Consider the following 13,651-nt stretch of genomic DNA (forward strand, 5'->3'; position numbering starts at 1 on the left):
AACAAGACAAATAAAGGAAGGTATACAGATTTTTCAAAGCATCAAAAACAGAAATACTCACTTCCAATATTGCCATCAGACAAAGAAAGTATTTTTGCATTGATCACTTTTCATCTCAGTCAACATAGAGTTAACTATTTGAAAACTAATTGATAAAACAAAGAAAAAGCTTTATCGAGAACGCACTTTCACATTGTTATTTACGTCTTTACTCTGCTTAATTAGTTCATCTCCCGCGTTTGCTCTGGCTGATTTTGCCAAACGATCATAAAGCAGCACATTCACAGAAGCGGCTAAATTCATACAACCAACCGTTGGTACAAACACAACATGATCAGCTCGATCGACAACCTTTTGGGGAATAGTGCCGTCTTCTGGACCAAAAATATATAAGGCTTTTTTTGGATGTTGGAAAGCAGGCAGCGACGTGGCGCCTTGAATCAAATCCACACAGACAACTTCAGTTTCCCCATCGACTGCATCAATCAAATTATCAACATTTAGCGTTTCAATATTAATAAGGGGGATAGAGGTACTTGCACTCTGGGTATCTGTCGACATTTTCACAGCACGATCATAACGTTGACCTGAATACAAAACCTGATCAACCCGATAGCAACCAGCGGCTCTCATGACAGAACCGACATTTTCGGCTCCTTTCGGATTCGTTAATCCAACATAAACATATTCTTTATTCATTGATTCTTTATTTATTGACTCTTTATTCATGGTAAGCACGATACCGACATTGAAAATTTCAAAGATAATACCATTATTTATAAATAGGATGGCTTTTATACAATGCCATCAGCAATACCAAACTGAGGAAAATATGCATTTTCTAAAAAAGATCGGATTTACCTTACTCGCGGCAGCGACCTTCCAAACTCAAGCTGCTTCGGTTTGGAAGGTAACATCTGGAGAAAATACACTTTATATTGGCGGTACAATTCATCTGCTAACTGCTGAAGATTACCCATTACCAAAAGCTTATGAAAAAGCGTACCAAGCCTCAGATAGCGTTATTTTTGAAACAAATATGGATGCGCTAACTGATACCGCTTTTCAAAGAGAAACTCAAAAAACACTGTCTTATGCTGATGGGACAACAATCGATCAAGTCATCACACCGAACACTTATGACTTACTAAAAACCTATCTTGATAGCCGAAATATTCCAGTCACTGCCATACAACATTTAAAACCAGGCTCATTAGCTATGTCTCTTAGTATGATTGAGCTAAAACATTTAGGCTTTACCAGTGAAGGTGTTGATCAGTTTTATGCTAAAAAAGCCACACAAGATCAAAAAAACAAAGGTTGGTTAGAACAACCTGAAGCACAAATCCAAATGCTTGATGAGCTTAATCAGCAAGATAATAACCTTATCGTTCGTTATGCCTTGTCTGAGATCGAAGTAATGTCTGAAAGTATAGTTAGCCTGCGTGATAGTTGGCGTAAAGGCGACATGAAAACCCTAGCGGCATTAGAGATGGATAATTTAAGAAAAGATTATCCCGATGTATATCAATCACTATTGGTAAAACGTAACAACCTCTGGGTACCGCAAATCGAAAACATGCTGAAAGACAAACATATCGAGTTTGTTATGATAGGCGCTATGCATTTAGCGGGGCCTGACAGTGTATTAGCGAAGCTCAAAGCCAATGGCTACAAGGTTAATCAACTTTAAGGAAACCAAGCAAGCAACTTTAAGGAAACCAAGCAAGCAACTTTAAAATAGTGGTTTTAAATAAAGTTATTTAAGTGGCTTAACTTAATCCTTTCTTTGTTTTTACCCATTTTTTCAAATTTCCCTCCCAAATTCTAATCTATTTTTTTATACTAGCCGCCTAAAAATTTAACACTGACTAAATGATCAGTTTTAATACGTTCCCACTATGGCAAAAAAAGGCAACCCTCATGCTCGAACGCTATTTCCAACTCAAGGCACATAATACGTCTATACGTAATGAAGTCATTGGCGGTATTACCACTTTCCTAACCATGGCTTATATTATCTTCGTTAACCCATCTATTCTTGCACAAGCAGGTATGGATCAAGGTGCAGTCTTTGTCGCAACTTGTCTGGCTGCTGCCATCGGTTGTTTGATTATGGGTCTTTATGCAAACTATCCAATTGCATTAGCACCTGGTATGGGCTTAAACGCATTCTTTACCTATGGTGTTGTATTAGGCATGGGCTACTCGTGGGAACAAGCACTTGGAGCAATATTCCTATCCGGTATTCTTTTCATTTTCATCAGTATCTTCCGAATTCGTGAATGGGTGATAAACGCCATTCCATCTTCACTAAAGCTAGGTATTGCAGCGGGTATTGGTTTATTCTTGGCTATGATTGCTTTCCAAAACGCGGGCATCATTGTAAAAAACCCAGCAACCATGGTTTCTTTAGGTGACTTGTCTTCCCCTTCTGCTATCTATGGATTTTTAGGATTCTTTGTTATCTGTGCGTTGGCTTACTTAAATGTAACCGGTGCCGTGATGATTGGCATTTTATTGGTCACTGTTTTATCCATGATATTTGGTCAAAACAGTTTTGGTGGTTTGGTTTCTATGCCGCCATCTATCGCACCGACTTTCCTTGCTATGGACATAGAAGGTGCCTTTCAAATTGGCATGATCAGCGTGATTTTTGCTTTCTTCTTTGTCGATCTGTTTGATACTTCAGGGACGCTTATTGGCGTAGGTCAACGTGGTGGATTACTTGATAAAGAAGGTAAATTACCTCGTTTAAAAAAAGCGCTTTTGGCAGATTCTAGCGCAACAGTAGTTGGTGCAGCATTAGGAACATCCTCCACAACAAGTTATATCGAAAGTGCTTCTGGTGTATCTGCTGGTGGCCGTACAGGTTTAACAGCCGTTGTGGTTGCTTTACTATTCTTGTTAAGTCTTTTCTTTGCCCCATTAGCTGGCTCTATTCCTGCTTATGCCACAGCGGGTGCATTAATGTACGTGGCTGTTCTAATGACAAGCAGTCTAGCGCACGTGGATTGGGATGATATATCTGAAGCAGCTCCTGTATTAATTGCAGCCTTTACTATGCCATTAACCTATTCCATTGCTGATGGTATTGCGCTTTCTTTTATCAGCTACGCGGTAATTAAATTATTATCTGGTCAAGGCAAGCAAGTCAGTATTGCTGTGTACATTCTAGCGGCATTGTTTATTGCCAAGTTCTTTGTATTTGTTTAAAAAGTTCTTTGTCTTTTTTAAACAAGATTCAACTTAAGTAAACGACAAAAGAAGCTCAAAAAAAGAAGCAGACATATTATGTTTGCTTCTTTTTTTATGCTTCGCAAAAAGCCATTCTTCCTATATGATGCGCCATCAATTTTTACCCTCCAAGTGATCAAAAAAATGTCCCACAATGCGCTTTATACGGATTTATCTGGTTATTACGATTTAATGTGTGCCGATATCAACTATCAATCCCAAAGCGATAATATCCATCGTCTTCATCAAATTTTTGGTAATGGTGGAACACGGCATTTAGATCTGGCTTGCGGAACTGGCCCACACATTCGTCACTTTATCCAAGCAGGCTACCAATGCCACGGCATCGATATAAACCAACCTATGCTAGATATTGCTCAACAATACTGCCCTGCAGCTACCTTTGAGCAAGGAAATATGTGTGCCTTTGAAACAAAAGAACAATACGACCTGATCACCTGTTTTCTATATTCCATTCATTACTGTGGCGACATTAAGAGTCTAATATCTTGTATTGAAAGCGCTCACAAGGCATTAACAACAGGCGGAGTACTTTGTTTTAATTCCGTAGATAAAAGCCATATAGATAATGCATTAACAGCAAAGCACAGCGTTTTGCACGACAACAGCGAGTTTAGCTTTTGTTCATCTTGGTTTTATTCTGGAGAAGGAGAAAAACAAACATTAAAACTGAGTGTTGAAAAGACGACCGCGGAAATAACACAGCAGTGGACAGACGAACACCCTATGGTGGCATTAAATTTTAAAAAGTTACAGGACTTACTCGCACCCTATTTTGATATTCATATATTTGAACACGAGTACGATAAAATTATGGCTTGGGACAAGATGTCCGGCAATGCAATATTTGTGTGCGTAAAAAAATAATCAGAGCAATGCATTTTAACCCATTGCACGATACTTCAAGATCAAGGAAATGATTTCATGATCACTTACAGTAGAAGACAAAGACTCATTCATAGAGCGTCGTTGTGGTAAGCGTATATTAAATTTACTTTTTAACATACCCACAACCTGTGAATCAGAATTGGGATCAAATGCCTGACTTGTAAAAATACAAATCCGTTCTAACAAAAACTCTTTTGCAGTATTTATCATATTTTTCCTATGATAGTAGAGAAAATCAATACAAGCTTCTCCATTGGTTATTTATGAGCATCAGCCTAATCACATAAGCTAGGTGTTTATTACACGGCGTCTTTTTCAAATAGAGTGCGATACAAAGAAAAGGAATTCGGAAGATCAGAACAAACACGATGAACTAATAATATGGGCTTAATTGATTGCTTTGTCTACTAAAGCTTTTTTATAAATGCTTAGGATCAATCAAACAAGATCAAATAAGAGCCGCAATATGACTTAACTAATGATGAGTCAGTACATGTCACGGCTTTATTAACAGAACCTATTGGCAAGCCCTGCCCTACAATCGAATGGCCCATCAGTCAAATGGAAATAAACCTATTATGGTTTAGTGAGTAATGGCAAAGAAACCTCAACCAACAAGCCGCCTAAGCGACTATGAGATGCATTAATGGTTCCGTTATGCTGACGGACAGCACTCTCCGTAATCGCTAAACCTAATCCTGTACCACCACTGTGACGATCACGTGCAGTAGACACACGATAAAAAGGACGAAAGATCGATTTCAACTCTTCATCAGGAACGCCTTCACCATTGTCTTCCACCCGAATGGTTAACACATCAAACTTATCTTCTGTCTTAACTTCAAAGCTTACCTCTATACGATCTTTACCGTAATAAATAGCGTTTCTTACAATATTCTCAATGGCACTCATTAACAGCTGTGGATGACATGTCAGTGATCGTTCTGGGATATCAGATATATAAAGTGTTTTTCCCATTTGTTCGGCTTCAAATTGACTGTCAGCTAATAAGGCTTCCCATAAACTAGAAAGTGGCTGTGATTCTCTTTTTAAATGACTATCAACTTGCATACTCGATAACTCAAGCAACTTGCCAATCATTTGCTCAAGCCGCTGGGCTTCAGTATCAATACGAACGAGCTCTGTACTTTCTCCCTGTTTTCTCGTTGCCAACGCTTGCGCCATTCTTAAACGAGTTAGCGGTGAACGCAGTTCATGGGAAATGTCAGACAACAAACGTTGCTGACGACAAATCATCAGATTAATGGCTTCCACCATTTGATTAAAACTCGCTCCCGCTTGACGGAATTCTGATGTGCCTTTCTCAAGCTCCGGGTCTGTTTCAAATATACCCTGAGCCACTCGCTGAGCGGCTAACTCCAAACGACGTGCAGGCTGACTAAGTGCCCAAGACAGCCATAATAAAAATGGTGTACTCACTAACATAACCGCGAGTAATAGACGAAATGGATGATCAAACAGCTGTATCACAAAGTTTGGTGGTTGGTTCCATTTAGCTCCGATATAAAGATAGTAATCATCATTAGCAAGTTGAATCGGAAACGGCCCTGATATCATCACTCTGCCATAAAGTCTTTGTTGAGGAACTAAGGGTGTTTCAATCGTCGTCACAAAATTACGTAAAGCTTTTAAAGAAAAATCAGGGCGGCGGTAAACCGTTAGAATATTACTATCAATATCGGTAATAAAAACCTTTAATCGACCATCATTTGAATCTCTAGGTGGCCTAGAGTCAAAAGCGGCTAATACCTGTCCGATACTATTGGCTGTCGAAAACTCACGCTCTATTTGATCTCTTACTTCTGTCAAACGCTCATAGTAAGGCGGACTAATATCTCTTGTTTTTCGTGGGTCAAGATGTGGCAATGCCAATACAGCCAAGGTAACAAGAAACATGGTGAACCAAAATATAGCGAAAATTCGTCCATATAAGCTGGTAATTTTTGGCAAACGCATTAGTCGCCCTCCACCAGTAAATAACCACGACCTCGCAAGGTTTTTATTCGAGGCTTGCCATTCGGCCAATCTGGCAATTTTTTACGCAAATTCGAAACATGCATATCTACCGCCCTATCAAACGCAGCTAGCCGCTTACCTAATACATCAAGGCTCAAAACTTCCTTAGTGAGCACTTGACCTGGGTGAAGTAAAAAATAATGCAAGAGCGCAAATTCCGTACTCGTCACATCCAGAAGTTCACCATTGCAATACGCCTCTAAACGCCCAGGATAAATTTTAATATCACGATAGGTAACAAAATCATTCTGCTGTTGAGCTTTCGGTGTTTGAGTACGACGTAAAATGGCACGAATTCGAGCTAACAATTCACGCTCACTAAAAGGCTTAGGAAGATAATCATCAGCGCCTAATTCAAGCCCCACCACACGATCAATCTCATCTCCTTTCGCAGTCAGCATTAACACTGGCACATCCCATTTTTCGCGTAATAGTTTTAATGTCTCGAAACCATTTAGCTTAGGCATCATGACATCAAGTAAAACAAGATCAACACTGTCGTTCATGATATCTAAGCCTTCCACACCATCATACGCTGTAGAAACAGTGCAGCTTTCAAAGGACAAAACCTCTTTGAGTAAATCACTCAATTCAACATCATCATCGATTATTAAAATATGTGGCATTAAAAATTCCTAAACAATCATTCGGATAAATAGACAACTGACCTTATTTTACGTTGAAAACAGAACAACAATGCTGCTTTTACGATAATTTACCTTGGCAATACGCTGCTTGACCTAACAACCTCTATTCTATCCCTATCCACTGGAAACACAGTGATTAACTTAAAACACTCTAAAACAGTATAGAAGGAAAAGAATATGAAAATGACTAAAAAACTAATTATCGCATCTGTCGTTTTACCATTGGTATTAAGCACTGGTAGCGCTTTAGCCTTCGGCGGAAAAGACAACAAGGGCCATAAAGGCGAATGTCGTGTTGGCTTGGATCGCGGCATTATGAAACAGCTAGAGTTAACCGATACTCAAAAAGAGCAATTTAAAACATTGCGTAAAGCGACTAAAGAAGAACGTAAAAATAGAGGCGAAGGTAACCCTGAACAACATCAAGCAGAACGTCTAGCTAGCCTTGAAAAAGTAAACGATTTACTACTTGCTGATAGTTTCGATCCAGCTAAAGCCACTAATATTGCAAAAGATATGGCGCAAAAACAAATCAAACGTCAAGTTAATATGCTTAATAATCAGTACAAGATGATCAGTATTTTAACACCTGAACAAAAAACAAAATTTGTAGAACTACAAAAAGAACACCTAAATGACTGTGCTGAAAAAATGGCTGAGCGACGCGGTAAATAATTACACTTTAAACTAACCAAAAGACGATGCACTGTGAAGTACATCGTCTTTTTTTTAAATTAAGATAATTAACTAATCACGCTTCCAAATTCTTGCCACAGCCCGATCACTACCTAACAATCCAACGATTTCACACACTAACCCAGTCACAAAAAACAATGCGATAGGAATGATGCCTGCAAACTCTCCAGTCTTAAAGGTAAAAACCAAAGAAACCAAAGCAATTACAAAACACAATCCTCCTAACACAAGCAAAATAGTACGGTGGGATTTTCTATAATCATATTCACCTTCACCTGTTTCAAACATACTCAATACAGGCGAACAAAGCTTTCTCATTAGGTCTTTCATTAATACAGCCTTTTACAATTCAAATACGTCCTAACTTAGCACGATGTAGTCACTATTTATTTATAACACCTCAAAAAACTAAATATTACGATAGTAAAGATAAAAAAAATCAATTTAGAGTTGTAAACCCTAAAGTTTAAGAGCTCATTGCCGATAGCCTGCTACAAGAACATATAAACAAACTTTTTAGTTACTAATAAACATCAGCAAAATGGAGAATGAGATGAAAAAATTAATCACAGCAAGTATCGCTGCAGCAACCTTAACGCTATCAATGGGTGCTAGTGCATCCCCTTTCACTTACATCGACTATGCTATAGGTAATGTCGAATATGATGGCGGTAGCGATGGTGATTACTCTAACCTATCAATTTCTTTTGAAACGATGTTTCTACCAATTTTTTCATTAGAACTCGTAGATTTTGGTGGCACAGACATCACAAAAGTTGGTGCAGGTACTGCGTTTGCAGTAGGTAGCGCAAGTCATATTTTTGGTTTCGTTCACTACAATGACTATAGCGGTAATACAGATTCAGACTTCAGTTTAAGAGCAGGCTTTCGTACAACCATCGGAGATCGTTTAGAAGGTACTATTGCCTTCACTCAATATACAGATCATGATGGCTTAGACAGCACTAAATTTTCATTAGGTTATTACTTCACTCCAAACCTTTCTGTTGCTGGTAACTATGAAGATCTTGATTCTTCAAATGTTATATCCGCTTCTGCAAGATTGAGCTTCTAAACCAGAACTGTTTATTGCTTAGAAAAAAGGGGTTGAACATAATGTTCAACCCCTTTTATATGCTTCTACTTAATGAAGCCTTTGTATGATGCTAATAAAAACTAGCAGACCTTCGTTAACCAGTTATGAGTGTCTTCTGCTTTACCCCATTGAATATTATTCAATGCTAGACGCAGTTTATCAGCAATAGGTCCTGGCTCTCCAGAACCTACCTTGTACTCTTTATCATTATGAATAAAAGTACCTACGGACGTTAATACTGCCGCTGTTCCAGACAATACCGCTTCTACTTCTGGCTTAGCCGCACGCTCTAACAATTCAGCAACAGTCAAATCACGCTCTGTCACTGTCATGCCCAAATCCGCAGCTAAAGTCAAAATAGAAGAACGTGTCACACCATGTAAGAAAGACGTATCCAAACCTTTGGTAATAATTTCGTTACCATCAATCAACAAGAAGTTAGCTGCGCCTGTTTCTTGAACATCGCCATTTGGACAGAATAAAATTTGATCCGCTTTTACTTCTTCATTTGCTTTCTTAATCGGACCTAGTGCACTGGCGTAATTACCACCACTTTTGATCATGCCCATATGTGGCGCACAACGCATACCAGTTTCATCTAACAAAAGACGCAATGCTTTCGCACCACCAGTGAAATAATCTCCAACAGGAGACAACAACACATACAGCATAGATGTTGCAGTTGCTCCTGCGGCTTTGCCTACGTTCGCTTCTGTACCTATATGAGTTGGGCGAATGTATAAAGACCCTGGTGGCTCTGGCACTTCACTAGCGAACTCAGCAACAACATCGACAATCATTTTAGAAACAGCAGCTTCATCAATTTCTGGCAAAGACAATAAGCGACTGCTTTGTGCCAAACGCTTAATGTTTTGATCCATACGAAATACATGCACACTGCCATCAGCATGACGAAACGCTTTTAAACCTTCAAAACACGTGCTTGAGTAATGCAAAACATGCGCACCTGGATGCAACTGAATGCTATCCGAAGCGACAATACCTGCTTCACTCCATTGATTATTTTCAAATGTTGCCAATGCCATCTTAGGCATAAACACGCTACCAAAAGCCGCCATTATTGTTTCCTATATCGTTAAATGATGATGAACAACGTCATGCTAAAAAACAGACACTACCAAAACTCTAAATTCGCATCACTGCTTAGTTCAATGATATTAAAACAGAAAACAGCCGCAAGAAAGTAAATCGTCACAATATCCTTTCAAAGTGCGCGTTTAGAGCAAAATTCTATAACTAAGAGACGCTATCTAAAAACATAAAAGCCAACTACAACTAAGACAAGATTTAGAATAAGGGTTAACCAAAATACGAATCGAAAGATACGTTTCTTTGTTTTATGACGAAACACTCGCTGACCTAACAAGGCTCCAGGCCAACCACCAAGTAATGACAGAATATGCAACGTAAGTTCACTTACTCGCCACGTATCTCGCTTGGCTGCTGACTTATCTATGCCATAAACAACAAAAGTGACAAAACTCCAAACAAGGTAGTAAGTGGGTAAAATCTGAAGATATATCAACATAAGAAACACTTGTATTTGAAAGCATACACAATAGCATTGAACATTAAGTATTTGTTATTTCGTGATATTTTAAAAATGTGGAAATGCTTCGAACTCTGGTTCAAATCATTTTTAACAAAAGTTAAGAATGAACTTAATACTTATTCTTCCCAATTGCTGGCTTTCCGGTTATAAGTTCGTATTGCTCAAGTGTTCCCGCTTTATTTGGATCGTTTGCTTTTATCGTTTTTTGTTCGACGTATCTTTTAACGCCTGATGGTAAGCCTTCTACGTACTTCACGATACAAAGCTTCTTATCCATATCGTCCTTTGATGTTTGCCCGTGTTGTAATAATCCACGAACCATAACCAACTCATTTTCAGTTGTGTTAAAGGTTAATGAAAACTCGCCATATGGCGATTTATAATAATATGTCCCCTTCTCGATGTCAGAAGTATTGGTGTATACAGCCGATGGAGTAAATTGACTTAAGTTGCTCAAATCATCTCCGCAAAGTATGACATGAACAATGATGTCTTTATCTTTGTCGATATAAATGTCTTTATAACCATCAACCGCCATTACTGAAACGCTGCTCGTAAGTGCCAATATTCCTAGTAATTTTTTCATCATCTTCCTATTTAGTATTTGAGTTATTTCATAAAATTACGCATCTCTAGCCTTCATGATTTTGCTAATTTCTGAAAGTTAAAGATAACAGCATTAAACCTTAGACCAGTCTTCAATAAACCACCAAACTATATTCCACTTTATGCTGATACAGTTCATTGGTTTTTTCTAGCGTGATTGTTATCAAAGTAGATTGATCAGGAAACGAAAAATTTGGATAACCCAATCAGGTCACTCGAACACATTAGAGGCCACATAATTGGTGCATTAGATTTTACAGTAACGGGGTTCTGAGAAAGGAACAAAGTGAGATTTTATAGGTTGAGCTTTAGCCCAACAACGAATCTGACACAGGTATAATCAGCTCATCCCTAATCAATGACAGTAAAAAGGTTTCTCTTTCAATCGACATGCCTTTTTTATCACTGTTTTTAATCGTGTCTAGATTATGCTTAATCGCATCGTGGACATTTATCCATACCGCTTTCATGCCATTTTTGACTTCGTAATCTTCTAGGCTCGTCTCGCCTAACTCGTCATCAATATCGCAGGTGTAACAGTAAGACTTCATCTGGATAATATCGAAATCTCCCTTATACCAAGGGCGAAATTCTTCATACATACCGAAGGCTTTAACATTACAAATATTCTGCGCACCCGTTTCTTCCGTTAGTTCACGAATTAGCCCTTCAATCTGGTTTTCACCTTCATCAATACCACCGCCCGGCAAAGTATAATCATCGTAACGCTCGGTATACATCATCAAAATTTCCTCGCCTTTTAACACAATTCCCCGTGCAGCAAGGCGTAAAAAGGAAGACTGATCGAGGGAGTTAAGGCTTGAATGAACGGTCGATTTTAACAGACGCATAAAAAAGAATACTGTGGTTGTTGGAGTGAAACAGAATATTGGAGTTAAAGGGGTCGGAACCCTTTAAATCCAATAAAAGTGTGCATTTCGATATGAATTTAGTTAAAGGGTTCTGACCCCTTTAACTGTTAGCCTAAGATTTATCACCCGAAATCCGACTACCCACAGCAGAGGTTTGGTTTTTGTATTTAGCGTTGTCGCGTTTGTTGTAAGGGCGATCCGCCGAACCTGACATGGTTTCAAAGTTGATAGCACCTATGGTCATTCCTGGACTTAAGGCAATCGGTAGTTTGCCACCGTTGAGGAATTCCAAAACGATACCACCACTCCAACCTGGATCAATTCGATGGGCGGTTACGTGTACCATTAAACCAAGACGAGCCAATGAAGACCGACCGTCTAACCAGCCAACAAGGTAATCTGGCACAGTAACAGATTCTTTCGTCACTCCAAGTACCAACTCCCCTGGATGAATAAAGAAAGGCTTACCGTCATCAACGAGAATTTCGTCACTCATAACGGACTCGATCACTTTGTTTAAATCAGCTTTCGAGCTGCTTAGGTCAAGATACGGCGCAGGATGACCCTGGAAAACTCGGAATGAATTTCCCAATCGAAGATCCACAGACACTCCGCTGATAACACTGTTATCAGGACGAGGATCTATTACGATAGAACCGTCGTCTAGGGCTTTTATGATATCTCGGTCACACAAACGCATTGCTTTTCCTTAATAAACTGTAAAATCATTGTCTTTATTTAATCATCACTCATGCCAATGGTTGGCATAACAAACTGCTGATTATCTGAAGAACCTTGTTGGGACGTAAGGGTAGCACCAAGCTTACGAGCAATCGACTGATAAATGCCAGCCGCGTCACTTTCAGGCGCATCCACTACAATCGGTTTGCCAGCGTCGCTTTGTTCGCGAATCGCTAGACTCAGTGGCAGTTTACCCAATACCTTGACGTTATATTCTTTGGCAAGACTCGCGCCACCTTCATCACCAAAGATGGCTTCGTGATGACCACAGTTAGAACAGATGTGTGTGGACATATTTTCAACCACACCCAGCACAGGGATTTTTACCTTGTTAAACATTTCAATACCACGACGGGCATCCAACAAAGCAATGTCTTGTGGTGTGGTAACGATAACAGAACCTGCTACCGGCACTTTTTGCGCCAAGGTGAGTTGAATATCCCCAGTGCCCGGTGGCATGTCGATGAACAAGTAATCTAGGTCATTCCAATCGGTTTGCGTCAGGATCTGCATTAATGCGCCAGTCACCATTGGGCCACGCCAGGCAACAGGTGTGTCTTTGGTGGTCAGAAATGCCATAGACATCACTTGTACACCATAGGCGGTTGGTGGAATAAAGAACTTATCTTCACGCACTTCTGGTCGAGTGCCGTCAGCAAAGCCCATCATCATGCCTTGGCTTGGGCCGTAAATGTCCGCATCTAGGATACCAACGCGTGCGCCCTCTTTCGCCATCGCTAATGCAAGGTTAACCGTGGTTGTCGATTTACCAACACCGCCTTTACCCGATGCAACAGCAATAATGTTCTTCACGCCCTTTAAGCCAGCAATGTTACCTTGTGTCGGTTGGCTTTTTACTTCATAGACCATTTCTAACGTTATTTCACGCTTATCACCCAATGCTGTTTTGATGCGCGCTTCTAATGAGGCTTGTTCCGTCTCTGCTGGATACCCCAAATTTAATAGTATATGCAAACGAGTTTCATCGTCTGTAATTTGCCATACAGGGCCATAAGGTTGACCGCTATTTTCATCAATCAGGCGTTCTAGTGTCGCGAGCAATTCTGTTTGTTGCGTGTTCGTTGTCATTAAACGCTCCTAGCGATGAGAAGAAAGTCTGCGAATATGAAAAAATAAAAGGTACAAACCTCGTTATCGCACAATTTTCTACTCTGTTCTCAGCACTCTTTGTAAAAGTAAATTAAAATCATGTGGCAAATGTGGGGGCAAATTGCGG

Annotated in this window: 16 protein-coding genes; 5 read left to right on the plus strand and 11 right to left on the minus strand. The window is 39.5% G+C overall.

Annotated features, from left to right (window positions below):
• Positions 1-171 precede the first annotated feature (171 nt).
• Complete coding sequence (locus tag AC0L3Y_RS17325) at positions 172-729, minus strand: RNA methyltransferase (protein ID WP_473466902.1); 558 nt, start codon at positions 727-729, stop codon at positions 172-174.
• A gap of 103 nt (positions 730-832) precedes the next feature.
• Here AC0L3Y_RS17325 and AC0L3Y_RS17330 point away from each other — a divergent pair, with 103 nt between their 5' ends.
• The 3 genes from AC0L3Y_RS17330 to AC0L3Y_RS17340 all read left to right on the plus strand — a co-directional run bounded on the left by AC0L3Y_RS17330 (position 833) and on the right by AC0L3Y_RS17340 (position 4,125).
• Positions 833-1,693: a TraB/GumN family protein gene (locus AC0L3Y_RS17330; protein ID WP_473466904.1), complete on the plus strand. Its 861-nt coding sequence runs from the start codon at positions 833-835 to the stop codon at positions 1,691-1,693.
• 230 nt (positions 1,694-1,923) lie between these two features.
• Positions 1,924-3,216 carry an NCS2 family permease gene (locus AC0L3Y_RS17335; RefSeq protein ID WP_473466906.1) on the plus strand — a complete coding sequence of 431 codons (1,293 nt, stop codon included), beginning with the start codon at positions 1,924-1,926 and terminating at the stop codon, positions 3,214-3,216.
• Positions 3,217-3,381: 165 nt separating this feature from the next.
• Entirely contained in the window at positions 3,382-4,125 is a 744-nt protein-coding gene (locus AC0L3Y_RS17340) for a class I SAM-dependent DNA methyltransferase (RefSeq protein WP_473470646.1), read from the plus strand.
• Positions 4,126-4,140: 15 nt separating this feature from the next.
• Here the strand turns inward: AC0L3Y_RS17340 and AC0L3Y_RS17345 are convergent, their stop codons facing one another.
• The 3 genes from AC0L3Y_RS17345 to AC0L3Y_RS17355 all read right to left on the minus strand — a co-directional run bounded on the left by AC0L3Y_RS17345 (position 4,141) and on the right by AC0L3Y_RS17355 (position 6,809).
• The gene (locus AC0L3Y_RS17345) at positions 4,141-4,356 is read right to left on the minus strand and encodes a hypothetical protein (RefSeq protein WP_036162354.1); all 216 of its coding nucleotides are present in this window, start codon (positions 4,354-4,356) and stop codon (positions 4,141-4,143) included.
• A 366-nt stretch (positions 4,357-4,722) separates the two neighbouring features.
• Positions 4,723-6,123: an envelope stress sensor histidine kinase CpxA gene (gene cpxA, locus AC0L3Y_RS17350; RefSeq protein WP_473466909.1), complete on the minus strand. Its 1,401-nt coding sequence runs from the start codon at positions 6,121-6,123 to the stop codon at positions 4,723-4,725.
• Positions 6,123-6,809 (minus strand): response regulator, encoded by a 687-nt coding sequence (locus AC0L3Y_RS17355; RefSeq protein ID WP_473466911.1) that lies wholly within the window; start codon positions 6,807-6,809, stop codon positions 6,123-6,125. Before AC0L3Y_RS17355 ends, cpxA begins: the two co-directional genes overlap by 1 nt.
• A gap of 198 nt (positions 6,810-7,007) precedes the next feature.
• Between AC0L3Y_RS17355 and AC0L3Y_RS17360 the strand changes: the two genes are divergently transcribed.
• Entirely contained in the window at positions 7,008-7,505 is a 498-nt protein-coding gene (locus tag AC0L3Y_RS17360; RefSeq protein ID WP_473466913.1) for a CpxP family protein, read from the plus strand.
• Between the two features lie 72 nt (positions 7,506-7,577).
• On the opposite strand, the gene AC0L3Y_RS17365 is transcribed toward AC0L3Y_RS17360, so the two are convergent.
• Positions 7,578-7,856: a hypothetical protein gene (locus tag AC0L3Y_RS17365; RefSeq protein WP_473466915.1), complete on the minus strand. Its 279-nt coding sequence runs from the start codon at positions 7,854-7,856 to the stop codon at positions 7,578-7,580.
• A 223-nt stretch (positions 7,857-8,079) separates the two neighbouring features.
• Between AC0L3Y_RS17365 and AC0L3Y_RS17370 the strand changes: the two genes are divergently transcribed.
• Complete coding sequence (locus AC0L3Y_RS17370; RefSeq protein WP_473466918.1) at positions 8,080-8,601, plus strand: hypothetical protein; 522 nt, start codon at positions 8,080-8,082, stop codon at positions 8,599-8,601.
• 101 nt (positions 8,602-8,702) lie between these two features.
• On the opposite strand, the gene AC0L3Y_RS17375 is transcribed toward AC0L3Y_RS17370, so the two are convergent.
• From AC0L3Y_RS17375 to apbC, 6 genes are all read right to left on the minus strand, one after another.
• Positions 8,703-9,701, minus strand: a complete 999-nt coding sequence (locus AC0L3Y_RS17375) for a branched-chain amino acid aminotransferase (RefSeq protein WP_473466920.1) — start codon at positions 9,699-9,701, stop codon at positions 8,703-8,705.
• A 188-nt stretch (positions 9,702-9,889) separates the two neighbouring features.
• Positions 9,890-10,171 (minus strand): DUF1294 domain-containing protein, encoded by a 282-nt coding sequence (locus AC0L3Y_RS17380; protein WP_473466924.1) that lies wholly within the window; start codon positions 10,169-10,171, stop codon positions 9,890-9,892.
• A gap of 133 nt (positions 10,172-10,304) precedes the next feature.
• Positions 10,305-10,784 (minus strand): hypothetical protein, encoded by a 480-nt coding sequence (locus AC0L3Y_RS17385; RefSeq protein WP_473466927.1) that lies wholly within the window; start codon positions 10,782-10,784, stop codon positions 10,305-10,307.
• 325 nt (positions 10,785-11,109) lie between these two features.
• The gene (locus tag AC0L3Y_RS17390; protein WP_473466929.1) at positions 11,110-11,652 is read right to left on the minus strand and encodes an NUDIX hydrolase; all 543 of its coding nucleotides are present in this window, start codon (positions 11,650-11,652) and stop codon (positions 11,110-11,112) included.
• Positions 11,653-11,785: 133 nt separating this feature from the next.
• The gene (gene dcd, locus AC0L3Y_RS17395; protein WP_473466932.1) at positions 11,786-12,373 is read right to left on the minus strand and encodes a dCTP deaminase; all 588 of its coding nucleotides are present in this window, start codon (positions 12,371-12,373) and stop codon (positions 11,786-11,788) included.
• 38 nt (positions 12,374-12,411) lie between these two features.
• Complete coding sequence (gene apbC, locus AC0L3Y_RS17400; RefSeq protein WP_473466935.1) at positions 12,412-13,503, minus strand: iron-sulfur cluster carrier protein ApbC; 1,092 nt, start codon at positions 13,501-13,503, stop codon at positions 12,412-12,414.
• Positions 13,504-13,651 lie beyond the last annotated feature (148 nt).

The sequence above is a fragment of the Marinomonas sp. GJ51-14 genome, assembly GCF_055808695.1.